At 73.0% G+C, this 23404-nt stretch carries 25 protein-coding genes; 7 read left to right on the forward strand and 18 right to left on the reverse strand.

The window, feature by feature from the left end:
• Positions 1-6 precede the first annotated feature (6 nt).
• The 3 genes from AB0761_RS07205 to AB0761_RS07215 all read right to left on the reverse strand — a co-directional run bounded on the left by AB0761_RS07205 (position 7) and on the right by AB0761_RS07215 (position 3115).
• Positions 7-393 carry a cytochrome c oxidase subunit 4 gene (locus AB0761_RS07205; RefSeq protein WP_377268131.1) on the reverse strand — a complete coding sequence of 129 codons (387 nt, stop codon included), beginning with the start codon at positions 391-393 and terminating at the stop codon, positions 7-9.
• The gene (gene ctaD / locus AB0761_RS07210) at positions 390-2018 is read right to left on the reverse strand and encodes a cytochrome c oxidase subunit I (protein ID WP_377273959.1); all 1629 of its coding nucleotides are present in this window, start codon (positions 2016-2018) and stop codon (positions 390-392) included. Before ctaD ends, AB0761_RS07205 begins: the two co-directional genes overlap by 4 nt.
• 254 nt (positions 2019-2272) lie before the next feature.
• A complete protein-coding gene (locus tag AB0761_RS07215; protein WP_377268132.1) occupies positions 2273-3115 on the reverse strand; it encodes an SDR family NAD(P)-dependent oxidoreductase in 843 nt (280 codons plus the stop codon).
• Positions 3116-3306: 191 nt separating this feature from the next.
• Between AB0761_RS07215 and AB0761_RS07220 the strand changes: the two genes are divergently transcribed.
• On the forward strand, positions 3307-4434 hold the full coding sequence (locus AB0761_RS07220; protein ID WP_377268133.1) for a galactosyldiacylglycerol synthase: 1128 nt from the start codon (positions 3307-3309) through the stop codon (positions 4432-4434).
• On the opposite strand, the gene AB0761_RS07225 is transcribed toward AB0761_RS07220, so the two are convergent.
• The 4 genes from AB0761_RS07225 to AB0761_RS07240 all read right to left on the reverse strand — a co-directional run bounded on the left by AB0761_RS07225 (position 4403) and on the right by AB0761_RS07240 (position 6239).
• Positions 4403-4744, reverse strand: coding sequence for a hypothetical protein (locus tag AB0761_RS07225; protein ID WP_377268134.1), 342 nt, complete (start codon positions 4742-4744; stop codon positions 4403-4405). The genes AB0761_RS07220 and AB0761_RS07225 overlap by 32 nt on opposite strands.
• Before the next feature lie 89 nt (positions 4745-4833).
• Positions 4834-5487: a carbonic anhydrase gene (locus AB0761_RS07230; RefSeq protein ID WP_377268135.1), complete on the reverse strand. Its 654-nt coding sequence runs from the start codon at positions 5485-5487 to the stop codon at positions 4834-4836.
• 42 nt (positions 5488-5529) lie between these two features.
• Complete coding sequence (locus AB0761_RS07235; protein ID WP_377268136.1) at positions 5530-5703, reverse strand: hypothetical protein; 174 nt, start codon at positions 5701-5703, stop codon at positions 5530-5532.
• Positions 5704-5810: 107 nt separating this feature from the next.
• Entirely contained in the window at positions 5811-6239 is a 429-nt protein-coding gene (locus tag AB0761_RS07240; RefSeq protein WP_377268137.1) for a subtilase-type protease inhibitor, read from the reverse strand.
• 408 nt (positions 6240-6647) lie between these two features.
• On the opposite strand from AB0761_RS07240, the gene AB0761_RS07245 reads away from it, so the two are divergent.
• Positions 6648-7973, forward strand: a complete 1326-nt coding sequence (locus tag AB0761_RS07245) for a ricin-type beta-trefoil lectin domain protein (RefSeq protein ID WP_377268138.1) — start codon at positions 6648-6650, stop codon at positions 7971-7973.
• Here AB0761_RS07245 and AB0761_RS07250 read toward each other — a convergent pair.
• On the reverse strand, positions 7882-9618 hold the full coding sequence (locus tag AB0761_RS07250) for a DHA2 family efflux MFS transporter permease subunit (protein ID WP_377268139.1): 1737 nt from the start codon (positions 9616-9618) through the stop codon (positions 7882-7884). The genes AB0761_RS07245 and AB0761_RS07250 overlap by 92 nt on opposite strands.
• A gap of 158 nt (positions 9619-9776) precedes the next feature.
• Positions 9777-10340, reverse strand: coding sequence for a 2'-5' RNA ligase family protein (locus AB0761_RS07255; protein WP_377268140.1), 564 nt, complete (start codon positions 10338-10340; stop codon positions 9777-9779).
• 122 nt (positions 10341-10462) lie between these two features.
• On the opposite strand from AB0761_RS07255, the gene AB0761_RS07260 reads away from it, so the two are divergent.
• Both AB0761_RS07260 and AB0761_RS07265 read left to right on the forward strand, forming a co-directional pair.
• The gene (locus AB0761_RS07260; RefSeq protein WP_377268141.1) at positions 10463-11287 is read left to right on the forward strand and encodes an LLM class F420-dependent oxidoreductase; all 825 of its coding nucleotides are present in this window, start codon (positions 10463-10465) and stop codon (positions 11285-11287) included.
• 16 nt (positions 11288-11303) lie between these two features.
• The gene (locus tag AB0761_RS07265; RefSeq protein WP_377268142.1) at positions 11304-11744 is read left to right on the forward strand and encodes a TIGR03668 family PPOX class F420-dependent oxidoreductase; all 441 of its coding nucleotides are present in this window, start codon (positions 11304-11306) and stop codon (positions 11742-11744) included.
• 101 nt (positions 11745-11845) lie between these two features.
• On the opposite strand, the gene AB0761_RS07270 is transcribed toward AB0761_RS07265, so the two are convergent.
• Positions 11846-13735, reverse strand: coding sequence for an ABC transporter ATP-binding protein (locus AB0761_RS07270; RefSeq protein ID WP_377268143.1), 1890 nt, complete (start codon positions 13733-13735; stop codon positions 11846-11848).
• Positions 13736-13953: 218 nt separating this feature from the next.
• On the opposite strand from AB0761_RS07270, the gene AB0761_RS07275 reads away from it, so the two are divergent.
• Positions 13954-14985 carry a methyltransferase gene (locus tag AB0761_RS07275; RefSeq protein ID WP_377268144.1) on the forward strand — a complete coding sequence of 344 codons (1032 nt, stop codon included), beginning with the start codon at positions 13954-13956 and terminating at the stop codon, positions 14983-14985.
• A gap of 69 nt (positions 14986-15054) precedes the next feature.
• Here AB0761_RS07275 and AB0761_RS07280 read toward each other — a convergent pair whose 3' ends face one another.
• From AB0761_RS07280 to AB0761_RS07310, 7 genes are all read right to left on the reverse strand, one after another.
• Positions 15055-15387, reverse strand: a complete 333-nt coding sequence (locus tag AB0761_RS07280) for a TcmI family type II polyketide cyclase (RefSeq protein WP_377268145.1) — start codon at positions 15385-15387, stop codon at positions 15055-15057.
• A gap of 100 nt (positions 15388-15487) precedes the next feature.
• Positions 15488-15982, reverse strand: coding sequence for an SRPBCC family protein (locus tag AB0761_RS07285; protein ID WP_377268146.1), 495 nt, complete (start codon positions 15980-15982; stop codon positions 15488-15490).
• Positions 15983-15984: 2 nt separating this feature from the next.
• Complete coding sequence (locus AB0761_RS07290; protein ID WP_377268147.1) at positions 15985-16242, reverse strand: acyl carrier protein; 258 nt, start codon at positions 16240-16242, stop codon at positions 15985-15987.
• A gap of 55 nt (positions 16243-16297) precedes the next feature.
• On the reverse strand, positions 16298-17575 hold the full coding sequence (locus tag AB0761_RS07295) for a beta-ketoacyl synthase N-terminal-like domain-containing protein (RefSeq protein WP_377268148.1): 1278 nt from the start codon (positions 17573-17575) through the stop codon (positions 16298-16300).
• On the reverse strand, positions 17572-18840 hold the full coding sequence (locus tag AB0761_RS07300; protein ID WP_377268149.1) for a beta-ketoacyl-[acyl-carrier-protein] synthase family protein: 1269 nt from the start codon (positions 18838-18840) through the stop codon (positions 17572-17574). Before AB0761_RS07300 ends, AB0761_RS07295 begins: the two co-directional genes overlap by 4 nt.
• Positions 18837-19256, reverse strand: a complete 420-nt coding sequence (locus AB0761_RS07305) for a cupin domain-containing protein (RefSeq protein WP_377268150.1) — start codon at positions 19254-19256, stop codon at positions 18837-18839. Before AB0761_RS07305 ends, AB0761_RS07300 begins: the two co-directional genes overlap by 4 nt.
• Before the next feature lie 53 nt (positions 19257-19309).
• Positions 19310-20455, reverse strand: coding sequence for a SchA/CurD-like domain-containing protein (locus tag AB0761_RS07310; RefSeq protein WP_377268151.1), 1146 nt, complete (start codon positions 20453-20455; stop codon positions 19310-19312).
• Between the two features lie 230 nt (positions 20456-20685).
• Between AB0761_RS07310 and AB0761_RS07315 the strand changes: the two genes are divergently transcribed.
• Complete coding sequence (locus tag AB0761_RS07315; RefSeq protein WP_377268152.1) at positions 20686-22314, forward strand: FAD-dependent oxidoreductase; 1629 nt, start codon at positions 20686-20688, stop codon at positions 22312-22314.
• Positions 22315-22464: 150 nt separating this feature from the next.
• Here AB0761_RS07315 and AB0761_RS07320 read toward each other — a convergent pair whose 3' ends face one another.
• Complete coding sequence (locus AB0761_RS07320) at positions 22465-23094, reverse strand: TetR family transcriptional regulator (protein WP_377268153.1); 630 nt, start codon at positions 23092-23094, stop codon at positions 22465-22467.
• Between the two features lie 118 nt (positions 23095-23212).
• Here AB0761_RS07320 and AB0761_RS07325 point away from each other — a divergent pair, with 118 nt between their 5' ends.
• Positions 23213-23401 carry a hypothetical protein gene (locus AB0761_RS07325; RefSeq protein WP_377268154.1) on the forward strand — a complete coding sequence of 63 codons (189 nt, stop codon included), beginning with the start codon at positions 23213-23215 and terminating at the stop codon, positions 23399-23401.
• Positions 23402-23404 lie beyond the last annotated feature (3 nt).

The following is a 23404-nucleotide window of genomic DNA, read 5'->3' on the forward strand; positions in this document are numbered from 1 at the left end:
CCGCCGTCACTCCGTGCGGTCGTTGAACTGGAAGACAAAGCCGGCCACCCCGGCCGCGGTCACCCCCAGCCCGATCAGGAAGAGCCACAGTCCGACGGCGACCCCGAGGCCCAGCAGCGCCACACCCGAGGCGCAGAGCACCGGGAAGTGGCTGCGCGGCGGGAAGAAGTCCAGTGGACCGGCCGTCTCGGCCACCTCGGCGTCGCGGTCCTGGGCCCGCAGCCCGCGGCGCCCGTACTGCACCCAGAGGAAGAACGCGACCAGCCCGGACATCAGGAACGCGACGATCAGCGCCGCGGTGCCGGCCGGTTCGTGCGAGGCCCACCCGTAGGACGCCGCCATCACCGCGAAGAACACCGACACCCCGGTGAAGAGCACCGCCTCCGCCTTCATGGCGTCGGCCCCGAGCGGCCGGGCTCCCGCGGTTGCTCCGCCGCCTCGGCGGCGGCCACCTCGGGATGGTGCAGGTCGAAGGCCGGCGACTCGCTGCGGATCCGCGGCAGCGCATGGAAGTTGTGCCGGGGCGGCGGGCAGGAGGTCGCCCACTCCAGGGACCGTCCGTACCCCCAGGGGTCGTCGGTGGTGACCCGCAGGCCGTACCGGGCGGTCCGCCACACGTTGTAGAGGAACGGCAGGGTGGAGAGCCCCAGCAGCAGCGCCCCCACCGAGGAGACGGTGTTGAGCGTGGTGAAGCCGTCCGACGGCAGATAGTCCGCGTAGCGGCGCGGCATGCCCTGGGCGCCCAGCCAGTGCTGCACCAGGAAGGTGGTCTGGAAGCCGGTGAACAGCATCCAGAAGTGGATTTTGCCCAGCCGCTCGTCCAGCATCCGGCCGGTGAACTTGGGCCACCAGAAGTAGAAGCCCGCAAAGGTGGCGAAGGCGACCGTCCCGAAGACGGTGTAGTGGAAGTGCGCGACCACAAAGTAGCTGTCCGACACATGGAAGTCGATCGGCGGCGAGGCCAGCAGCACCCCCGTCAGCCCGCCGAAGAGGAAGGTCGCCAGGAAGCCGACCGACCAGAGCATCGGGGTCTCGAAGCTCAGCGAGCCGCGCCACAGGGTGCCGATCCAGTTGAAGAACTTCACCCCGGTGGGCACCGCGATCAGAAAGGAGAGCAGTGAGAAGAACGGCAGCAACACCTGCCCGGTGACGAACATGTGGTGGGCCCAGACCGTCATCGACAGCGCGGTGATGGAGATGGTGGCACCGATCAGACCGCGGTAGCCGAAGACCGGTTTGCGGCTGAAGACCGGCAGGATCTCGGTGACGATGCCGAAGAACGGCAGCGCGATGATGTACACCTCCGGGTGGCCGAAGAACCAGAAGAGGTGCTGCCACAGGATCGGGCCGCCGTTGGCCGCGTCGAAGGCGTGCGCGCCGAACTTCCGGTCCGCCTCCAGCGCCAGCAGCGCCGCGGTGAGCACCGGGAAGGCCAGCACACCCATGACGGACGTGAAGAGCACGTTCCAGGTGAAGATCGGCATGCGGAAGAGGGTCATCCCCGGGGCGCGCAGGCAGCAGATGGTGGTGATGAAGTTGACCGAGCCCAGGATGGTGGACAGGCCCGCCACCACCAGTCCCATCACCCACAGATCGCCGCCCAGCCCGGGGGTGCGCACCGGCCCGTTGAGCGGCGCATAGGCGAACCACCCGAAGGAGGCCGCGCCCTCCGGGGTGAGGAAGCCCGCCAGGACCATCAGGCCGCCGAAGAGGAACACCCAGTAGGTGAAGGCGTTCAGCCGGGGGAAGGCCACATCGGGTGAACCGATCTGCAGCGGCATCACCGCGTTGGCGAAGCCGGTGAAGGTGGGGGTGGCGAAGAGCAGCAGCATGATCGTGCCATGGATGGTGAACAGCTCGTTGTACTGCTGCGCGGTGACGATCTGCAGCCCCGGCCGGGCCAGTTCGGCCCGCATCAGCATCGCCATCACCCCGGCCACCAGGAAGAAGCCGAACGACGTCGCCAGATAGAGGTTGCCGATCACCTTGTGGTCGGTGGTGGTCAGCCAGCGCACCATGGCGGAGCCCTGGGCCAGACGCACCCGGGTGCCGTCGGGCGGCTGCCCGGCCGGCCTGTCCACCAGCGCCATGGGTGCCCTTCCTCCGCCGACCGCGGGTGCCGGCCCGCGGATGCCGCCGCCCCTGCCCGGGCCGGAACGGGCAATGCGTTCCCGTGGCGTCCTGCGTCAAACGCGGCCGTACGGCGCCCGGAGGCCGCCGTCCCGGTGGGCACCGCACGCGGCAGGCGGCGCCTGCGCCCGCCCGCCCGCACTCATCCGAACCGGGTGGCCAGCCGGCGGTAGAGACCGGGGGCGATGCCGTGCAGCCTGGCGGGGATGCGCAGCCAGCCGGGTACAAACACCTCGGTGCGGCCGTACGCCACCGCGTCCCGCACCGCGTCGGCCACCTGCTCGGGAGGGATCGGGCGGGGGTGGGTGCGCCGGTACGGGGCGCCGCGGCGGGCGAAGAACGGGGTGTCCACCACTCCGGGCACCACCAGGGTGACCGTGACGCCGCTCCCGGCGAGTTCGTAGCGCAGGCTCTCGGCGAAGGCCCCGAGAGCGGCCTTGGCCGCCGAGTACACCGCCTCCTCACGGACCGACACCGCCCCGGCGATGGAGCCGATCAGCACCACCTGGCCGCTGCGCCTGCCGACCATCTGCGGCAGCACCAGCCGCACCAGCCGCACCACGGCCTCCAGGTCGACGGTGAGCACCTCGTGGATCGCGGCGGCGGGCATGGCGGTGAACGGGCCGGCCCAGCCGACCCCCGCACCGGCGACCAGCAGGTCCACCCGGTCGGCGGCGGCCAGCGCCCGGTCGGCGAGGTCGGCGCACCCGCCGGGGTCGGCCAGATCGGCCGGCAGCGCGGTGCCCCGGGTCTCCGCGGCGACCTGGTGGAGGCGGCCGCGGTCCCGTCCGCTGAGCAGCAGCCGCCAGCCGCCGTCGACGGCCAGTGCGGCGGCGACGGCGGCGCCGATGCCCGAGGAGGCACCCGTGACCAGGGCGACCGGGCGGGGCCCGCCGGGGCCGTCGGCTGCCGGGGCGCCGACGGCGTCCAGGACAGCGCTGCGGACGGAGTGGATCCTCCGGGGCGGGTGTGCGGCTACCCCCACTGCTGGCTCCTCGGGTGGTTGTCTGCCGGGCTCCCAGGTATCCGCGGGACGACCGGGTAAACACCCTCGCACGGCATCGCTCACCTTCGGTGTCACACCTGTGGCCTAGGGTGACCGTGTGGCGCGCGCTCCGGCAGCGGGCGGGTGCCGCCGGCGGGTGCCCGCGGGCGGTCGGTGAGAGGCGGGTTTCCTTGGCGAGGCGCTTCCTGGTCCTCAGCGCCCGGATGGGCGCGGGTCATGATGCGGTGGCGGCGGAGCTGGTGCGCCGTCTGGAGGGCTCCGGCCACCGGGCGGAGCGGGTGGATGTGCTGGATCTGCTCCCGGCCGGTCTCGGGTCGGCGCTGCGGGTGGGCTACCGGGGCGCGGTCGGCCGGCTGCCGTGGACGTACGCGGCGCTGTACCGGGCGTTCTTCCGCCCTGCCGCCGGGCCTCGGCCGGGCAGCGCACCGCTGGCCGCGCTGGCGGAGGGGCGGCTGCTGGCCCTGGTGCGCGAGCGCCCGCCCGATGCCGTGGTGCCGGTCTTCCATCTCGCGGCGCAGCTGACCGGGCGGCTGCGGGCACAGGGCCGTCTGGGTGTGCCGTGCCCGGTGGTGGTGACGGACTTCGTGGTGCACCGCCAGTGGCTGCATCCGGGCAACGACGGGCATCTGTGCGTCTGCCCCGCGGCGGCGGCGGAGTTGCGCCGGGCGGGTGGGCGTGGGGTCTGCGCGCCGGGCCCGGTGGTGCCGCCGTGGTTCACCGGCCGGCCGCCCGGTGCGGAGCGCTGGGAGCGGGAGCTGCGGCGGGCGGGCGGCGGGCGGCTGCCGGTGCTGGTCTCCTCCGGGGCGTGGGGCACCGGGTCTGGTCTGGCGGGGACGGCCCGGGCGCTGGCCCGCGCCGGTTATCTGCCGGTGGTGCTCTGCGGCCGCAATGAGCGGCTGCGGCGGCGGCTGGCGCGGCGGAGCGGGGCGTGGGCGCTCGGCTGGGTGACGGAGCTGCCGGGGCTGCTGGCCTCCTGCGCGGCGCTGGTGGACAACGCCGCGGGCCAGACGGCGGTCCAGGCACTGGCCGCCGGGGTACCGGTGGTGGGCTACCGGCCCATCCCGGGGCACGGCGCCGAGGGGGTCCGCCGGATGGCTGAGATCGGCGTCACCAGCCATGCCCGGGACGAGCGGGAACTGCTGGGCGCCCTGGCCGCGCTGACATCCAAGGGCGCCGTCCGGGAGCAGCGCATCGCGACCGGGCGTGCGCTGTTCACCGCCGACCCGGCGCAGTTGCTGGCGGCCGCGGCCGAACGGGCGGGTCCGCTCAGTCCCGGTCCTGGTGCGCCGCCCCGGTGAGGCGGCTGATGATCTGCAGCAGCGCGCCCAGCTGGGACGGCTCCAGATCGCGGACCTGCTGGGCCTCGCAGATACCGGCGAGGCCCAGCAGGTCGTGTGCGGTCAGCGGCCCCACGCCCGGCAGCGCCCTCAGCAGTGCGGAGACGCGCACCCGGGCGGCGGTCTCGTCGCCCTGTCCGGCATCCCTGAGCGTACGGCTGATCGCCAGGACCCCGCCGGTGGACACCTCGCTGAGCAGCTCCGCCTCATTGTGCGGGTGCGGCGCCGCGCCACCGGGGTTCTCGGCGTCCCCGGAGTGGCATCCGGTCATGCGTCGCCTCCTCGTCGTCCGGTCTCCATGCTACGAGCCGCGCATGTCGGCGCCGCCGCACGGCGGGGCGCCCGGCACCGGGGTGCGGGTCAGGCCACCCCGGCGTCCTGGCGGTCGCCGTCGTCCGCGAGCCCATGGCTTGCGACCAGCCGGGCACTGCCGTCCGCCAGCCGGTACGACAGGCCCACGACCGCGAGCCGGCCTTCGTCGACGGCCTCGGCGAGTACCCGGGAGCGGTCGAGCAGCAGGTCCGCGGTGTGCCGGATGTGCTCGTCCACGAAGTCGTCGGCGTGCTCGAATCCGGCGGCGCGGGCGGCCAGCACACTGGGGGTGACCCGCTCCACGACATCGCGCACATAGCCCGAGGGCGGGAGCCCGTCGGCCAGGGCGGAGCGCGCCGCGGCGACGGCACCGCAGGAGTCGTGGCCGAGGATCACCACCAGGCGGCAGTCCAGCAGGCTCACGCCGTACTCGATGCTGCCCAGCACCTCCGGGCCGAGGACATGGCCGGCGGTGCGCACCACGAAGAGGTCGCCGAGACCGCGGTCGAAGATGATCTCCGCGGCCAGCCGGGAGTCGGAGCATCCGAAGAGGACGGCGAAGGGGTGCTGCACCGGTGCGAGTGACGCACGGCGTTCGGCGTCCTGGTTGGGGTGCTCGGGTATGCCGGCGACGAACCGCTGGTTGCCTGCCAGCAGCAGGTCGAGGGCTTCACGAGGCACGAGTGTTCGATGGGCAGCCATGGCCGAAGGATACGCGGGCGCGCGCCGACCGGCGCGCGGCGATCACTCCTCGAAATCGTCGCCCTCGGCCTGGGAGTGCTCCTGGGCGTGCGCCGTCTGCTCCGAGGTGACGTCCTCGACGACCGGTTCGCCCGTGGCCTCGTCGACGGTCCCGGATGTGTCGGCACCGGGTGCCTGCTGGGGCGTCCCGTGCTGCTGCGCTGCCTGCTGGGACATCGCGGCCTCCCGCGAGATGGAAGGGGTGGACCCTTCCAGCATGCCGCTGCGGCCCCGCGGCCGCCATGGACCGCGGGGCACCTCCGCCGCGCGGGAGCGGAGCAGGATCAGAAGTCGAAGACCTCACCGCGCGCGCTGAGCAGCGCGCAGTGGTTGCCGAAGGTCTCGCGGTAGGAGACACGCCTGCCGCGCCACACCCCGTCCGCGGTGACCGTCACCGGGTCGGCGAGCGCCGGACAGAACCGCCGCTCGCCCTTGAGGGCACGCAGGGAGCCTCCGCTCTGCGCCAGCCGGGCGCAGGCCTTCGCCGGGGCGGGATGGGTGCCGGAGGGGGTGGGGGCGCAGCTGAGGGTGACCGCGCGGGAGACCCGGTCGGCCGTGCGCCCCGGGGCAAGGGTCAGCACCAGGGCGCTCGGTGCGTAGAGCCCGGTGGGCGCGGCGGATGCGGCGGGCGCGGGCCCGCCGCCGACCAGTCCGGCGGCTGCGGCCAGCAGGCCGACGGCGGTCAGGATCGTGGTGCGCAGTCGATCGCGCATAGCGGTCACTCCTTGGGAGTCGGTTTCCGGATAGCGGACGCAAGTGTTTCCGCTCCCCGTCCTGATGGACAGTCAGGCATGGGCGAACCGGCCGCGGGGGCGACGCACCGGCGTGGCCGACAATCACCGGAATCTGATGGATGATGACTGAACGCGACCGTCCGGACACAGAAATCACCATCCATCGAAACCGCCGGAGCGCGCAGCACCGGCAGCCGCCGGGCCGCCCCGGCGGCGCGATCACGCCGCCGGGCTTCGGCCGGAAGCACACCGCGCGGAGCGGGCGTCCCGACTGGTACAGACCAGACCCTTGACGCCCAGCGGACTCCAGGAGTTGAATCACCGCGCAAACTAAGGTCATTTGGCCTGTCAGGTACGCGCCATTCCCTTCCACTCCAAGGGAGCCGTATGTCCCGCCCATCCGCGCCCGACCCCAGGACACCGCCCCCCGGTGCCCACCGGCCGACCGGCAGGCGTCCCCGCCGCCACCCGCTCGTGCTGCTGCTCCTCGCCGTCATCGCCGCCTGCGGCCTCGGGGCCGGTGCCCTGGGCCCGGGCGCCTCCCCCGCCGCTGCCGCCGTCGGTGGTCTGACCTGGTCGGACGACTTCAACGGCCCGGCCGGCAGCGCCGTGGACCCCGCCAAGTGGCGCAATGAGACCGGCGGCAGCGGGAACGGCAACAACGAGCTGGAGTACTACACCGCAGGCGCCGCCAACGCCGCCCTGGACGGCCAGGGCCACCTGGTGATCACAGCCCGCAAGGAGAACCCCGGCGGATACAGCTGCTGGTACGGCTCCTGCCAGTACACCTCGGCCCGGCTGAACACCGCGAGCACCTTCACCCAGGCCTACGGCCGCTTCGAGGCCCGGATCAAGATCCCCCGGGGCCGCGGCATGTGGCCGGCCTTCTGGATGATGGGCAATGACATCGGCAGCGTCGGGTGGCCGAACAACGGCGAGATCGACGTCATGGAGAACATCGGCAGCGAGCCCGGCACCGTGCACGGCAGCCTGCACGGCCCCGGCTACTCCGGCGGCAACCCGCTGACCGGCGGCTACACCCTGCCCGGCGGCGCGGCGCTGGCCGACGACTTCCACACCTACTCGGTGGACTGGTCGCCCGGCTCGATCAGCTTCGCCATCGACGGCCAGGTGTACGAGACGCACACCCCGGCCGACGCCGGCGGCAACCGCTGGGTCTTCGACCACCCGTTCTTCATCATCCTCAATGTGGCGGTCGGCGGCTCCTGGCCCGGCTCCCCCGACGCCGGCACCAGCTTCCCCCAGCAGATGACCGTCGACTACGTCCACGCCTACTCCTGGGACAGCGGCAGCGGCGGCACCGGAGCGACCGGCGCCATCACCGGCCTGGCCGGCAAGTGTGCGGACGTGGCGGGCGCCAACAGCGCCAACGGCACTGCGGTGCAGCTGTACGACTGCAACGGCACCGCCGCCCAGCAGTGGACCATGGCCACCGACGGCTCGGTGCGCGCCCTGGGCAAGTGCCTGGACGTCGCCTCCGGCTCCACCGCCGACGGCGCCAAGGTGCAGCTCTACGACTGCAATGGCACCGCCGCCCAGAAATGGGTCTACAGCAGCGGGCACGACCTGGTGAACCCGCAGGCCAACAAGTGCCTGGACGTCACCGGCAACACCTCGGCCAACGCCACCCCGCTGCAGATCTGGACCTGCACGGGCGGCGCCAACCAGAAGTGGACCGTCCCCACCGGCTGACCCCGGCCCCCGACCCCGGGTGCGGCACGCCCTGACCGCCGGGCGTCCCGCACCCGGCCCAACTCCGCTCAGCCCCCCGGCCGCTCCCCGGCCGGCCGCTCTCCGGCCGGGCCGGGGGAGGCGGGACGGAGCACGTACCGGTGCCGGGCGGCTGCATCGGCGGCGCCCCGATGGCGCAGTGGTGGTTGGGCGGCGGCGCGGCGGAGGGCACCTCCTCCCGCAGCACATCCGACCGGATGGTGCACCAGGCCAGCACCGCACCGGCCACCAGCAGCCCCGCGCTGACCAGCAGCGCCGAGTCGAAGGCCCGCCCGAAGGCCTGCGGGTTGTGGTACTGCCGACCCGACAGGCCGACCACCAGCGGCAGCGCCGCCACGGCGATCAGGCTGGCGGCCCGCGCCACCGCATTGTTGACGCCCGAGGCGATCCCGGCGTGCCGCGCCTCCACCGACCCCAGCACGGTCGCGGTGAGCGGTGCCACGGTCGTGGCCAGCCCCAGGCCGAAGAGGCAGACTCCGGGAAGCACATCCGTCAGATAGTCGGTGGAGGCACTGATCCTGGTCAGCAGCAGCAGACCGCCGGCACAGATCGCGGGGCCCACCGTCATCTGGATCCGCGGTCCGATCCGCTGGGCGAGCCGCCCGGACCGCTCCGAGAGCACCAGCATGATCACCGTCACCGGCAGCAGCGCCGAACCGGCCGCCAGCGCCGAGAACCTCGCCTGGATCTGCAGATCGACCACCAGGAAGAAGAAGACCCCGCCGAGCGCCGCATAGACCGCGAAGGTGACCGCGTTGGCCGCGGTGAACTGCCGCTCGGCGAAGATCCCGGGCGGCAGCATGGGGTGCCGGCTGCGGTGCTCGACCACGGCGAAGCACACCAGCGCGGTGACGCCGATCGCCGCCGTGAGCGCGATGGCCACCGGGTCGGCACCGGGTTCCGCGGCCCCGATCAGGGCGTAGGTGATACCGGCCAGACCGCTCGCGGCGAGCAGCGCGCCCTGCCAGTCGAAGCCGCCGGTGGCCGTCTCGTCCCGGCTCTCCGGCACCCGGGTCAGGGAAATGGCCACCACCGCGGCCGCCAGCGGGACATTGATGAAGAAGACCCAGCGCCAGCTCACCGCGTCCACCAGCCAGCCGCCGAGCAACGGGCCCAGCGCCCCCGCGACCCCGCCCAGGCCCGACCAGACACCGATCGCCCTGGGCCGGTCCTGCTTGGCGAAGGACGCCTGGATCAGGGCCAGCGACCCGGGCGTGAGGAGGGCGCCGCCGGCGCCCTGCAGGGCGCGCGCGGCGATCAGCAGCTCGGGGTTGGGCGCCAGTCCGCAGAGCAGCGAGGCCACCGCGAACCAGACGGTGCCCACCACGAAGACCTTCCGCCGTCCGAAGCGGTCCCCCAGCGACCCGCCCAGCAGAATCAGCGCCGCCAGGGTGAGGGTGTAGCCGTTGACGGTCCACTGGAGCGCCGCCAGGGAGGCATGCAGATCCGCTCCCAGCGTCGGCAGCGCCACATTGACCACGGTGGAGTCCAGGAAGGTCATCCCCGAACCCATCACCACGGCGGCGAGCACCCAGCGTCCGGCGGCCTGCGACAGCAGCACCCCTCCTGCGACGGCCCCGGCGGACGTGCGCGTACGGCTCGCCATGTCTGTCTCCGTCCGTCCCGGCGGTGTGCATCCGACATTCCCTGCATCTCGGGCGTACCCATACCGCCACCGGGGATGCGGCCCCGCCGGGATGCCCTCGGCGGGCGGCCGGGCAGAAAGCCCGAGCCGGGGCCGACCGCCGTCCGGCCGGTTCGCCGTCAGCCGGTCGACGGCTCCGGGGGGCATCCGGTTACGCCGCTGCCCAGCTGCAGGGTGAGGCGGGTGCCGGTGTCATAGCTGCGGGCCGCGTCCAGCGCGCCCGGGAGGTCCGGGAGCCTGCCCAGCACATCCAGCGCGGTGACCAGCTGCTCGGGCTCCAGCCGACGGGTCAGACCCATGTGCGGCATCCAGCGCCCCGGCAGATACAGCGGATGCGGCTCCCCCGCGTCGCCGAGCGCCTCCCAGACCGCGCTGTGCAGCGCCAGCAGCTCCGCTGTGGGAACCACCCCCCAGGCCAGCACCCGGCGGCGGCTGCGCGCGCTGAAGGAGAGCAGCCCCGAGAGCCGGATCGGCAGCGGCAGCGAGGGCGGGGCCAGCAGTGCGTCGATCCGCTCCTGTGCACCGGGCGGGAAGTGGCCGGCCGCCGCCAGGGTGAGATGCGGGCGGTGCGCCGGATGGGGGTTGTGGGTGAGGCTCGGCAGACCCGCCTCGGCCAGCCTCCCCCACACCTCGCGTACCGCATGGTCGAAGGCGGGGTCGCAGGTCAGCTCCACGGTGCGCACCGGTCCACGGTATCCGGGCGCGGCCGCAGGACGGTCGCGACCGGTGGCAGCCGCGGCGGGTAGGGGTGAGGGTGCTGTCAAGGTCTGCCACGTACACGCCCGAGAACACCCGAGGAGCCACCGTGAAGTTCGGGATCGCCACCTTCATCACCGACGAGGGGATCGCCCCGGCAGCACTGGGCCGGGCGGTGGAGGAGCGTGGATTCGACTCGCTCTTCATCGCCGAGCACAGCCATATCCCGGTCAGCCGGGAGACCCCCTACCCGGGTGGCGGCGAGCTGCCCCGGATCTACTACCGGACGCTGGACCCGATGGTGGCGCTCAGCAATGCGGCAGCCGTCACCGAGCGGCTGCTGCTGGGCACCGGGATCGCCCTGGTCGCCCAGCGCGACCCGATCATCACCGCCAAGGAGGTGGCCTCGCTGGACCTGGTGTCGGGCGGTCGGGCGGTGCTGGGCATCGGCATCGGCTGGAACCGGGAGGAGATGCGCAACCACGGCACCGATCCGCGCACCCGCGCCCGGCTGGTCGACGAGCGGATGCGGGCGATCATCGCACTGTGGACCCGGGACGAGGCCGAGTTCCACGGGGAGTTCGTCGACTTCGACCCGGTGTTCAGCTGGCCCAAGCCGGTGCAGCAGCCGCACCCGCCGATCTATGTGGGCGGCGGGGAGGCGGCCTTCCCCCGGATCGCCGAGTACGGCGACGCCTGGCTGGTCAACGCCGTCCCCTCGGACCAACTGGCGTCGCAGATGGAGCGGCTGAACGACACAGCGGGCCGCCGGGTGCCGGTCACCGTCTACGCGGTCCCGGGCAGGCCCGAGGCGGTGGAGGAGTATCTGGCGCTGGGGGTGGAGCGGGTGCAGTTCTATCTGCCGACGCATCCGGAGCCCGAGACCCTGGAGCGTCTGGACCGGCTGGCGGACGTCGCCTCCCGGTACCGCTGACCGGGTACGGGCCGCAGTGCCGGACATGGCGGCCGCACAGGCCCGGGTGCGCTTCGCTGCCTGCCGGATCGCCCGGCTGGCCACCGCCGACGCGGAGGGCCGGCCCCATCTGGTGCCGGTCCTCTTCGCGCTGGACGGCGACACCGTCCTCACCGCCGTCGACCACAAGCCCAAACGCTCCACCCGGCTGCGCCGCCTGGCCGACATCACCGCCAACCCCGCCGTCTGCCTGCTGGCCGACAGCGGCTACCGGGAGGACTGGGACCGCCTGTGGTGGGTCCAGGCCCGGGGCCGCGCCCGGGTGGTGCCCGCGGACGGCGACCCGGTGCTGCGGGCACGGGCCGCCACGCTGCTGGGCGCCCGGTATCCGCAGTACCGGGAACGGCCGCCGGCGGGCGCGGTGATCGTGGTCCCGGTCGACCGCTGGCTGGGCTGGCGGTCGACCGGGACCGCATGAGCCCGGCCGCACCGGGTCCCGCCCGGCGGTCCCGGCTTCGCAGCCGGCCCCGGGCACGCGGCCCGGGGCCGACGCTCCGACGGCGGGTCGGACGGGCGGGATCAGGCGGCCTCGAGCGGCTCCGCGTCGTTCTCCGCCCCGAACTGGGTGCGGTAGAGCTCGGTGTACCTGCCGTCCAGCGCGAGCAGTTCGGTGTGGGTGCCCCGCTCCACGATCCGTCCGCCCTCCACGACCAGGATCAGGTCGGCTGCGCGCACCGTGGACAGGCGGTGGGCGATGACCAGGGCGGTCCGGCCCTCCAGGGCTTCGGCGAGGGCCTCCTGCACCGCGGCCTCGGAGGTGTTGTCCAGGTGGGCCGTGGCCTCGTCCAGGATGACCACCCGCTGTCCGGCCAGCAGCAGCCGGGCGATGGTCATACGCTGCCGCTCACCGCCGGAGAGGCGGTAGCCGCGCTCCCCCACGACGGTGTCCAGAGCGTCGGGCAGCTCGGCCACCACGGCGTCGAGGCGTGCCCGGCGCAGGACGTCCCACAGCTCGCTCTCGTCGGCCTCCGGCCTGGCGAGCAGCAGGTTGGCGCGGATGCTGTCGTGGAAGAGGTGGCCGTCCTGGGTGACCATGCCGACCGTGGCGCGCACCGAGGCCGCCGACAGGTCGCGTACGTCGACGCCGCCGATCCTCACCGCCCCCTCGTCCACGTCGTAGAGGCGGGGCAGCAGCTGGGCGATGGTCGACTTGCCTGCTCCCGAGGAGCCCACCAGCGCCACGGTGTGGCCCGGCTCGGCGCGGAAGGAGACCTGGTGGAGGACTTCGCCGCCGGCGCGGTTGTCGAGAGTCGCGACCTCCTCCAGCGAGGCGAGCGACACCTTGTCGGCGGACGGGTAGGCGAAGCGGACGCCGTCGAACTCCACGGCGACGGGACCGGCGGGCACCTCGCGGGCGTCCGGCCTGTCGGCGATGAGCGGCTCCAGGTCGAGGACCTCGAAGACCCGCTCAAAGCTGACCAGGGCGCTCATCACCTCCACCCGGGCACCGGCCAGGGAGGTGAGCGGGGCGTACAGACGGGTGAGCAGCAGGGCGAGGGCGACGACGGAGCCGGGTTCCAGGGTGCCGGTGAGCGCGTAGTGGCCGCCGAGCCCGTAGACCAGCGCCAGGGCGAGGGCGGAGACCAGGGTGAGGGCCGTGATGAACCCCGACTGCGCCATGGCGGTGCGCACCCCGATGTTCCGCACCCGCCGGGCGCGGTCGGCGAACTCGGCCGACTCGTCGGCGGGCCGGCCGAAGAGCTTCACCAGGGTGGCGCCGGGGGCGGAGAACCGCTCGGTCATCTGGGTTCCCATGGCCGCGTTGTGGGCGGCCGCCTCCCTCTGGAGACCGGCCATCCGGGCACCCATGCGCCGTGCCGGGACGACGAAGACGGGCAGCAGGACGAGCGCGAAGACGGTGATCTGCCAGGACAGGGTGAGCATCACAGCGAGGGTCAGCAGCAGGGTGACGATATTGCTGACGACTCCGGAGAGGGTGTTGCTGAAGGCCCGCTGGGCGCCGATCACATCGTTGTTGAGCCGGCTGACCAGAGCACCGGTGCGGGTGCGCGTGAAGAAGGCCACCGGCATCCGCTGGACGTGGTCGAAGACGGCGGTACGCAGATCGAGGATGAGCCCCTCGCCGAGGTTCGCGGACAGCCAGCGGCCCAGCAGTCCGAGGCCGGCCTCGGCGAAGGCGATCAGGGCGATGAACAGGGCCAGGGTGGTGATCCGGCCGGAGTCGTGGCCGGACACGATGGCGTCGACCACCCGTCCGGCGAGCACCGGTGTGGCGACGGCCAGCAGCGCGGTCACCACGCTGAGCAGTACGAACTCGGTGATGCGGCGGCGGTGCGGACGGGCGAACGCTCCGACGCGGCGCAGTGTGTCGCGGGCCAGTGGGCGGCGCTGCTGCGTGGCATTCATGACGCTGTGCAGCTGGCTCCAGGCCGTGGTCTCCATGCTCATGTACGGACCGTAGGACCTCAACCGCCCTTGAGGTCAAGCCGTTACCGGCGCGCGGCACCCAGTGGTGGGACCCGGCCGCCGGGGAGAACCCACCCGCCATTCGGGTCGTCCCCTCCGCGGTCCGGCCGCGCCGCGCGGGCGCTCCGTGCCCGGTCGGCGACCGTGGAGGGCGGCGGACGCCCTCCCATTCCGCCGCCGACCAGCAGAAAGGGGCCTTCATGGACAGCCAGCCGACCGCCACCCCCAACGCCGCCATGCGCCTGCGTGAGCTCGCCTTCAGCGCCGCCTCGGCCGCTGCCGTCCGCGCCGCTGTGCGGCTCGGCGTCCCCGACGCCCTCGGCGACACCCCCACCACGGCCGGCGAACTGGCCGCGGCCGTCGACGCCGACCCGCAGGCCCTGCGGCGCCTGCTGCGCGCCCTGACCTGCCAGGGTGTCTTCGCCGAGGACGGCGAGGGCCGGTTTGTGCACACCGAGACCTCGCGTCTGCTGCGTGAGGACACCCCCCGGTCGATGCGCTATGTCTCCCTGTGGACGACCGAGCCCTGGACCTGGGCGGCGTGGCCGCAGCTGGACGAGGCGGTGCGGCGCGGCGGCCATGTCTTCGACGACCTCTTCGGCAAGGGCTTCTTCGAGTACCTGCACGAGGACGCGCCCGAGTCGGCCGAGGTGTTCAACCGGGCGATGACCCACTCCAGCCGCCAGTCCGCGCAGGACATCGCCGAGATGCTGGATCTGCGGGGCGTCGCGACGGTCGCGGACATCGGCGGCGGCCAGGGCCATGTGCTGGCCGGGCTGCTGGAGCGCAACCCCGAGCTGCGGGGCGCGCTGCTGGACCTGCCGGACGTGGTCGCCAAGGCGGACCCGCGGCTGCGGGCCGGCGGCGCGCTGGCCTCGCGGGTGCAGCTGGTGGGGGGCGACTGCCGCCGGGAGATCCCGGTGCAGGCGGACCTCTACATCATCAAGAACATCCTGGAGTGGGACGACCGGAGCACCCGGGCCACCCTGCGCAACGCGGTCGCCGCCGCCCGGCCGGGTGCCCGGGTCCTGGTGATCGAGAACCTGGTGGACGACAGTGCCTCGATGCCCTTCACCGCGGCCATGGACCTGCTGCTGCTGCTCAACGTCGGCGGCCGCAAGCACACCGCGGACAGCCTGGTGGCGCTGATGGAGGAGGCCGGGCTGAAGGTCGGCGACGTCCGCCCGGTCAACCCCTATCTGCACGCCTTCGACGGTGTGGTGCCGGAGTAACAGCGGTTCCCCGGTCGCGGTTCCACCGGTCGGCGTTGCGCCGCCCGGTGGAACACCGGCCGGCGTCCCTCAGGACACCCCGTCGCGCTCCCAGCGGTAGAACTCGTGCGCCATGGCGTCCTTGGGCTCCCGCCAGGTCACCGGGTCGTAGGCGGAGACATATGCCTGGAGCCGTTCGCTGACATCGCGGAACTCCGGGTGGCGCACATGCTTGGCCACCTCGGGGCCCGGTGGCCGCTCGGCCTCGATCAGATGCAGGTAGAGCTCGCCGAACTGGAAGAGGCTGCGGCCGCGCACCCCGATGAGGTGCGGGAGTTCGCCCCGGTCGGAGGCGGCGAAGACATCGGCGATACCGGGTGCGGAGTCGGGCTTCATACGGGCGACGATCAGGGATCGATACACAGAGGGTTCCTCCTCGGATGCTCTGGGTGACGGCGCGGGCCCGGCCGACGGCGCGGTGATCCGCTGTCGGCCGGGCCCGGCGCGGTGGGGGCCGGTCGGGTCAGCCGGTGACGGCCGCGGCCGGGGTGACACCCAGCTCGACGGCGCGCTGCTCGACCTTGTCGCGGATCAGCTCCATCTGGACGCGGGAGTTGCGGTTGATGTTGTCGGTCATCCACTGGTCGTCGACGGGCGCGTCGGGCTTCATCGCGAAGTCCTGCACCCACCGCATCCGGGTGCCGCCGGGCACCTCGTGGTACTCCCAGTGGATCTCCATGTGCCGGAAGGGACCGGTCTCCACCCGGCGGGCCGCGACGGTGCGGGTGACGGGGTCGGGCTCCCGCTCGCTGACCCAGCTCCAGACCTGGCCGTCCTCGTCGGGGTGCATGGTGAGACGGAAGGTGGTCTTGCGGCCCTCCCGCTTCATCACCTCCACCTCGGCGTACTCGCTGAACAGCTCCGGCCAGCTCTCCAGGTCGTTGGTGATCTCCCAGGTGAGGTCAAGCGGGGCGCCGATGACGATCTCGTTCTCGGTGTGTCCGACGGTGGGGCTCATGTTCAGACTCCAGTGGTCAGGCGGTTGTTGGCGAGGGCCACGAACTCGTGGGGGGTCTTGCAGGACTCGGCGCCCGGCCCGATGGGCGCGCCGTGGCGGTTCTCCAGCGCGGCCACCACACCGAGCAGGCCGAGCGAGTCCAGCCCGAACTCCTCGAAGGTGGCGGCCGGTCGGTTCTCCAGCTCCCGGGAATCGACGGCGACACCCGCGCAGGACTGCATGAGTGCGGCGAGTTCGTCGAAGGTCAGGACTTGGTTCATCAGAGGGTTCTCCTTCGCAGGTGGCGGCCGTCGGTCCGGGGCTTCGTGGCCCCGGTCACGGCCGGTCGGTGCCGCCGCCGCGACGCAGCACGAGCGCGGCGTTGCAGCCCATCAGCCCCCGGCTGAGCACCAGCACGGTGCGCAGTTCGGCGAGACGGGCGGTGCGGGTCACCAGGTCCAGGTCGTGGCTGACGTCCACGACGTTCGGTGTGGGGGGAACCACACCGCTCTCCATGGCCAGTACGGCGGCGGCCACATCGAGCACCGGTCCACCGCAGTACGTCCGGCCGATGCCGGTCTTGGGGGCGGTGACCGGAACCATGGAGATCCGCGGGCCCAGCACATCGGCCAGGGCCAGCGCCTCGGCGCGGTCTGCCTCGGGGACGCCGAGGGCGTCCGCGAAGACCGCGTCGATCTCCTCGGGCACGCAGTCCGCCTCCTGCAGGGCGGCCCGGGCTGCGTGCGCCAGTCCTTCACGGGATCGCTGCCAGCCGTCGGTTCCGGTGAAGGTGGCGGCATGGCCGGCGATCAGTGCGCGTGGCGCGATCCCGCGTTCGAGGGCTGCCGACTCCTCCTCCAGCACCAGCATCCCGCCGCCTTCCGCTGGGGCGAACCCGCAGGCATCGGCGGTGAACGGGAGGTAGGCGCGCGCCGGGTCTGCGGACCGGCTCAGCTCCTGGTAGCCGAGCTGGCACACCGCCGAGTACGGGGCGAGCGGCGCCTCGGCGGCGCCGACCACCACGGCCCGGGCGCCGCGCTGGATGCCCCGGCGGGCGTGGGCGATGGCGTCCAGTCCGCCGGCCTCGTCGTCGGCCAGCACCCCGCAGGGGCCCTTGAAGCCGCCTCGGATGGAGATCTGACCGGTGCTGGCCGCGTAGAACCAGGCGATCGACTGGTAGGGCCCGACGAAGCGGGGTCCCTTGCCCCACAGCTGCTGGAGTTCGCGCTGGCCGAACTCGCCGCCGCCGGAGCCCGCCGCGGTGACCACCCCGATGCCGAAGGGCGATCCGGCGCTGGTGTCCAGCCGGGCATCGGCCAGCGCGAGGTCGGCCGCCGCCATCGCGAAGTGGGTGAAGCGGTCGGTCTGCACGGTGAAGCGGGTCTCCACCGCCTCGTGCGGGTCGAAGCCGCGGACCTCGCCGGCCACCCGCAGCGGCAGGTCCTCGCAGCCCTCGCGGGAGACCCGGTCGAGGACCACGACGCCTTCCCGGGTCGCCTTCCAGAAGGCGTCTGCGCCGATGCCGTTGGGGGCGACCACGCCGATACCGGTCACCACCGCCCGCCGGGGGCTGCTCGCCCCTCGTCGGCCGCTCGGCACTCGTTGACTGCTCATGGCATCCTCCCGTTGCCGCGGTTCAGGACCACCGCCGACTGGAAGCCGCCGAACCCACTGCCGACCGAGAGCACCGTCCGCAGCCGCGCCTCACGGGCCGTGCGGGGCACATAGTCCAGATCGCACTCCGGGTCCGGAGTCTCGTAGTTGGCGGTGGGGGGTACGACACCCCGGGCCAGTGCCAGGGTGCAGGCGGCGAGTTCGATCGCACCGATGGCCCCCAGCGAGTGCCCCACCATGGACTTGATGGAGCTCATCGGGGTCTCGTAGGCGTGGGCGCCGAGCGACCGCTTGACCGCGGCGGTCTCATGGCGGTCGTTCTGCTGGGTGCCCGAGCCGTGGGCGTTGACATAGTCGATGTCGCCGGGGTCGATCCGGGCGTCGGACAGCGCGGTGTCGATGGCGTGCGACATCTCCAGGCCCTCCCGGGTGAGCCCGGTCATGTGATAGGCGTTGCCGAAGGTGGCGAAGCCGCGGATCTCGCAGTACACCCGGGCGCCGCGCCGCCGGGCGTGCTCCAGCTCCTCCAGGACCAGTACCGCCGACCCCTCGCCGAGGACGAACCCGTCCCGGTCCCGGTCGAACGGCCGGGATGCGTGCGCCGGGTCGTCGTTGCGGGTCGAGGTGGCCTTGATGGCGTCGAAGCAGGCCACGGTGATGGGGGAGATCGGCGAGTCCGAGGCCCCGGCCAGGATCACATCGGCCTTGCCCTCCTCGATGGCGTGGAAGGCATAGCCGACGGCGTCCAGGCCGGAGGTGCAGCCCGTGGAGACGGTCTGTACCGGGCCGTGGGCACCGATGTCCTCGGCCACCTCGGAGGCCAGCGCCGCGGGCGAGAACGCCCGGTGCAGATCCGGGGCCGACCGCCGGTGGTCCACCGCCCAGCGCTGACCGGAGCCGGACACCGCCACATAGTCGTGCTCCAGGCGGGTGGTGCCGCCCACGGCGGTGCCCAGCGACACACCCATCCGCCACGGGTCCTCGCGGGCGGTGTCCAGCCCGGAGTCCCGCACCGCCTCGCCTGCGGCGGCGAGGGCGAACTGCACATAGCGGTCGGCGCGTGCGGCCCGGTGCGGGGCCACCCCGCCCGCCGCCGCGTCGAAGTCGCACTCGGCGGCGATCCTGGACCGGAAACCCTCCGGGTCGAAGAGGGTGATGCCGCGGGTCGCGGTACGACCGGCGGTGAGCAGGTCCCAGAACGCCGGCACGCCCACGCCCCCGGGGGCGACGACCCCCAGTCCGGTGACCGCAACCCGCCGGTTCACGCCCTGGCCTCCAGGGCCTCGGCCGCCTCGGGCTCCTCCTCGGTGTCCACGTGGCCCAGTTCGGGCCGGGGCGCCAGCGGGCCCAGGTGGAAGACCATCCGGGCCTCCACCCTGCCCACATTGCGGAAGCGGTGCCGCATATTGCGGGGGATCATCAGCCCCTGGTCGGGGGCGAGGGTGTGGGTGACCCCGTCCAGGTCCACCTCGAGGGCGCCGCAGACGACGGTGACGAACTCCTCGGAGTACGGGTGGTAGTGCTCACCGATGCGCTCACCGGGCTGCATGATGGCCACGCCCATGAAGCCGCTGGTCGCTCCGACGGTGGTGGGGGTCAGCATGGCGCGCAGGTCTCCGCCGCGCCGGCGGTTGGGCTCGATCTCGTGCAGATCCACGATGCGTGGAGGGAGGGTGCTCATGGCCGTTGTCTCCAGTGGGCGTTCGGTCGGGGGACGGTCGATGGGTCGGTGCGTCAGGAGGGCTGCGAGCTGCGGTCGGTGACCAGGGTCAGGTCGTACTCGGCGAGGAAGCGCCGCAGACCGTCCGCGGTGGAGAGCAGCAGGTCCTCGCCGGGCTCCAGCAGATGGGTGAGCTCCGCGGCGGCCGGCCCGCGGCCCACACCGGCGGTCACGGCCGGGTCCTCCTGGCCTCCGGTGCGCAGGTCGACCACGCGGACCAGGATGTCCTCGCGCTGGAAGACCGTCGCCTTGACCAGCGGGTTGGCGGGGTCCTGCACGGCCTGCTCGTCATGGGACGCCAGCAGTTTGGCCGCGACCTGGGCGCAGCCCCGGCGCACCGGGTAGACCAGGGCCCGGCGGTGCAGCTCGCCGCCGGCGTCGGCGCCGGCGGCCTCACTGTGGTGGACGGCGGGCAGCGCCGCACGGGCGAAGAACGACTGGACCGAACCGGGGTCGGCGAAGTCGCGGGCCTCCTCCAGATGGGGGTTGACGGCCTCCTCGACGGCCCGCACCTCGGGCTGCTGGGCGACATGGCGCAGCGCCGCTCCCAGGTCGCCCTCCACCTCGATCGCGCGCACCACCCGGTTGCCGTGCATGTAGAGGGAGGTGCGCAGCAGCCGGGTGTGCTCGTCGACGCGGGCGCGCGGCGAGGTGTAGCCGGCCAGGATGCCGGCGACGGCCTCCTCGCTGCCGGGCTTCACGGTGAAGGTGATGGCGTGCCGCACCGTGCCGCCGGGCTTCCCGGCGCCGGCCGGCCGGCCCTGGCCGACGGGGCGCTGCTCGCCGCCGCGGCGCCGGACGTCCTCGGCGTCCCCGGGCTCGGGGGTCTCCCGGGCAATGGTGAACCGCAGCGAACGGGTGTCACGGACGCAGCCGTGCAGCGGCTTGACGAGCTCTCGGTGCTCCGCGCTGTCCACCCAGCTCAGGAAGTGGGTGGCGTTGTCCCACTCGCTGGTGATCAGCCACCTGGTGGGTTCCTCGATGGACTGGCAGAGCTGGTCGCTGATGTGTCCGGGGACGGCGGCCACCTGGTGCCGGATCTGCTCGTAGGCGTCAAGGAAACGTTGCTGCTGGCCTTCGTTGACATCGCAGAGGAGGACAACCCGCAGCCGGGAGGTGGTCCGGTCGGCAAGCGTGGGCGATTCGGACAGGGCGGTCATGAGGCACGTTCCCTTCGGGGAGCCGGTATGGGGACCGGGTCGTGATCCGGCCCGGCTTCGATGGTCACCCCGTGTCCTGAATGCGGCGACGTCCGGCGGTCCATATGGGCGAACACCGTGACCAACCGTCGGGAAACGGGCATGGACAACGCAGGCGTCGCCGACGGCGGCGCATGCCGGGCCGCGGTGTCTCGCGTCCCGGACCGTCCGCACGTGTGCTGGAGCGATGAATGAGAGCGAAGATCGACGAGCGGGTTCCGGTGCTGATCGCGGGCGGTTCCCTGGTGGGCCTGTCCACCTCGCTCTTCCTGAGCCGCCTGGGTGTCCGGCACCTGGTGGTGGAGCGGCACGCGGGCACCTCGGTCCACCCCCGGGGCCGCGGCAACAACGTCCGCACCATGGAGCTGTTCCGTACGGCAGGGGCCGAACCGCTGATCCGTGAGGCAGCGTCGGTCCTCTCCGGCAACCACGGCATCCTCCAGGTGGGCACCCTCACCGGCGGCCCTCAGGAGTGGCTGTTCCGGGAGATCGACCCGGGCGGCGGGCTGGCCCGCTTCTCCCCCAGCGGCTGGTGCCTGTGCAGTCAGAACGACCTGGAGCCGGTGCTGCTGCGCTACGCCCGGGACCTCGGCGGAGAGGTGCGGTTCGGCACCGAGCTGGTGGACTTCGAGCAGGACGCGGCGGGGGTGACGGCAGTCGTCCGGGACCGTTCCAACGGCAGGCTGCGCACGGTGCGCGCCGACTACCTGGTGGCCGCCGACGGGCCGCGCAGCCCGGTACGGGAGCGGCTGGGCATCGCCCAGCAGGGGCCCGGCGACCTCTTCCACAACGTCTCCATCACCTTCCGCGCCAAGCGGATGGCGGACGCGGTCGGCGACCGGCGCTTCATCGTCTGCTATCTGACGGACCCTGAGGGCGAGGGCGCACTGCTGCCGGTGGACAACGAGGCCGACTGGGTCTTCCACGCCCCCTGGCACCCGGACCGCGGGGAGACCCTGGAGGACTTCACCGACGAGCGGTGCATCCGCCACATCCGGGCGGCTGCCGGCATCCCGGACATGGAGGTGGAGATCACCGGCCGGGCACCGTGGCACGCGGCCGAGCGGGTCGCCGAACGCTACGGCGCAGGGCGGGTCTTCCTGGCCGGCGACTCGGCCCATGAGATGTCGCCGACGGGGGCGTTCGGCTCCAACACCGGTATCCAGGACGCGCACAACCTGGCGTGGAAGCTGGCGGCGGTGCTGGGCGGCTGGGCCGGGCCCGCACTGCTGGACAGCTACCAGGCGGAGCGGCGGCCGGTCGCGGTCGCCACCAGCGCCCGTGCGTCGGCAAGGTCCGCGGAGCACCAGCACCCGGGGTACGACGTGACCCCGGGGGCGGGCCGACGCGGCAATGTGCTGGGTGTGGTGCTGGGCTACCGCTACACCGAAGGCGCGCTGACGGGTGCCGATCCCGAGCAGCCGGCGCTGCCCGAACGCTTCCGGCCCGACGGGGAGCCCGGCACCCGGGCCCCGCATCTGTGGTGCTACCGCTACGGCACCCGACTGTCCACGCTTGATCTCTTCGAGCGGTCCATGGTGCTGCTCAGCGGTCCGGCCGGGCACATCTGGCATGCCGCGGGTGCGGCGGCGGCCGAGGAGACGGAGGTTCCGCTGGACCGCTATCTCGTCGGGGACGGGCCGGAGCACAATCTGGCGCCCGAGCCCGGTGCGGACTGGTGCGAGCTGTACGGCACGGAGCGGGACGGAGCCGTCCTGGTGCGGCCGGACGGCTTTGTCGCCTGGCGTGCCCGCTCGGCCGGGGCCGACCCGCGACGGGAGTTGGAGGAGGCCCTGCGCTCGGTGCTCGCCCTGGGGTAGCCCTCGGCCCGCCCGGCCCGTGCGCCTCCCGGGGGCGCGGGGAACCGCGCGCGCCCGGCCCTCCACGGAGGTGCCGGGCGTCCTGCGCGGCCCCGCGCCCCCGGGCCGTGACCGGCCGGAGCGGCGGCGGGGCCGCGGCGGACGGGTGGGTCAGGGGTCGAGCCAGTGCATTCGGCCGAGGCTGATCAGACGCAGCCGGCGGCGCGCGGTGTCGACGATCCGCTCCTCGGCCTGCGGGTCGTCCGGCGGGGCCTCCAGCAGGGCGGCCGCGGTGGCCACCATCAGGTCGACGAAGAGGTCGGCCAGCATCCGGATGTCGTCCCGGCTCCAGCCCTGGTACCCGGGCTGCGCCTCCAGATCGGCAGCCAGCTCCTCGCCGAAGAGCCGGAATCCGGCGGCCACCGCGTTGCGCACGGACCGTACGCCGCCGTGCCGCTCCCGGGCCAGGAAGCGGAAGTGGGCGCGGTGCAGCCGTACATAGCGGGCCGTCACCTCCACGGACCCGCGGATCACCTCGTCCGGACCGGCGTGCTCCGAGCGGATGGCCCGCAGCATCCCGTGCAGCGAGCCGAAGGACTCCTCGACGAGGGCCGTGCCCAGCTCCTCGGTGTCGCGGAAGTGCCGGTAGAAGGCGGCCGGTGAGATGCCGACCTCGCGGGTGACCTCGCGCAGGCCGAGGCTGCTGAGGCTCTGGTGCTCGAGCAGCCGCAGCGCCGCGTCCAGCAGGGCACGCCGGGTCTGCTGCTTCTGGGCCTGTCTGACCCCGGGAGTGTGGCTCATCTCATTCGGTAAACGACTGTTCGCTCATATCTCCGAGTGTACGCTGGATCCGTCAGTGAACAAGTGTTCTCCGAAACTGCCGTCGCACCGTCAGGTCGCCGCAGGGAAAGGCCGCCCCATGGCTCTGCTCGCTGCCGTCATCGTCCTCGCGGGCCTGCTGGCCGGCGCCGCCTCCTATGCCTCCACGCCGGTCGTGCTCGTCGCAGCGGGCCTGATCGGCGCCTGGCTGGCGGTGTTCGCAGTCCGCGAGCGCGCCGCCCGGATCCGGCGCCGCCGATCCGGCCCCACCCGACCCCAGGAAGGCTGAACC

The organism is Peterkaempfera podocarpi (assembly GCF_042466665.1).
In the GTDB taxonomy this organism is placed as follows: domain Bacteria; phylum Actinomycetota; class Actinomycetes; order Streptomycetales; family Streptomycetaceae; genus Peterkaempfera; species Peterkaempfera podocarpi.

What these genes read in the sequence shown, in the direction of transcription:
- AB0761_RS07205 (WP_377268131.1), bottom strand. Translation starts at nt 393, where the DNA reads ATGAAGGCGGAGGCGGTGCTCTTCACCGGGGTGTCGGTGTTCTTCGCG.
- ctaD (WP_377273959.1), bottom strand. Translation starts at nt 2,018, where the DNA reads ATGGTGCGCTGGCTGACCACCACCGACCACAAGGTGATCGGCAACCTC.
- AB0761_RS07225 (WP_377268134.1), bottom strand. Translation starts at nt 4,744, where the DNA reads ATGACCGGATGCCACTCCGGGGACGCCGAGAACCCCGGTGGCGCGGCG.
- AB0761_RS07230 (WP_377268135.1), bottom strand. Translation starts at nt 5,487, where the DNA reads ATGGCTGCCCATCGAACACTCGTGCCTCGTGAAGCCCTCGACCTGCTG.
- AB0761_RS07235 (WP_377268136.1), bottom strand. Translation starts at nt 5,703, where the DNA reads ATGTCCCAGCAGGCAGCGCAGCAGCACGGGACGCCCCAGCAGGCACCC.
- AB0761_RS07240 (WP_377268137.1), bottom strand. Translation starts at nt 6,239, where the DNA reads ATGCGCGATCGACTGCGCACCACGATCCTGACCGCCGTCGGCCTGCTG.
- AB0761_RS07245 (WP_377268138.1), top strand. Translation starts at nt 6,648, where the DNA reads ATGTCCCGCCCATCCGCGCCCGACCCCAGGACACCGCCCCCCGGTGCC.
- AB0761_RS07250 (WP_377268139.1), bottom strand. Translation starts at nt 9,618, where the DNA reads ATGGCGAGCCGTACGCGCACGTCCGCCGGGGCCGTCGCAGGAGGGGTG.
- AB0761_RS07270 (WP_377268143.1), bottom strand. Translation starts at nt 13,735, where the DNA reads ATGAGCATGGAGACCACGGCCTGGAGCCAGCTGCACAGCGTCATGAAT.
- AB0761_RS07275 (WP_377268144.1), top strand. Translation starts at nt 13,954, where the DNA reads ATGGACAGCCAGCCGACCGCCACCCCCAACGCCGCCATGCGCCTGCGT.
- AB0761_RS07285 (WP_377268146.1), bottom strand. Translation starts at nt 15,982, where the DNA reads ATGAGCCCCACCGTCGGACACACCGAGAACGAGATCGTCATCGGCGCC.
- AB0761_RS07290 (WP_377268147.1), bottom strand. Translation starts at nt 16,242, where the DNA reads ATGAACCAAGTCCTGACCTTCGACGAACTCGCCGCACTCATGCAGTCC.
- AB0761_RS07295 (WP_377268148.1), bottom strand. Translation starts at nt 17,575, where the DNA reads ATGAGCAGTCAACGAGTGCCGAGCGGCCGACGAGGGGCGAGCAGCCCC.
- AB0761_RS07305 (WP_377268150.1), bottom strand. Translation starts at nt 19,256, where the DNA reads ATGAGCACCCTCCCTCCACGCATCGTGGATCTGCACGAGATCGAGCCC.
- AB0761_RS07310 (WP_377268151.1), bottom strand. Translation starts at nt 20,455, where the DNA reads ATGACCGCCCTGTCCGAATCGCCCACGCTTGCCGACCGGACCACCTCC.
- AB0761_RS07315 (WP_377268152.1), top strand. Translation starts at nt 20,686, where the DNA reads ATGAGAGCGAAGATCGACGAGCGGGTTCCGGTGCTGATCGCGGGCGGT.
- AB0761_RS07320 (WP_377268153.1), bottom strand. Translation starts at nt 23,094, where the DNA reads ATGAGCCACACTCCCGGGGTCAGACAGGCCCAGAAGCAGCAGACCCGG.
- AB0761_RS07325 (WP_377268154.1), top strand. Translation starts at nt 23,213, where the DNA reads ATGGCTCTGCTCGCTGCCGTCATCGTCCTCGCGGGCCTGCTGGCCGGC.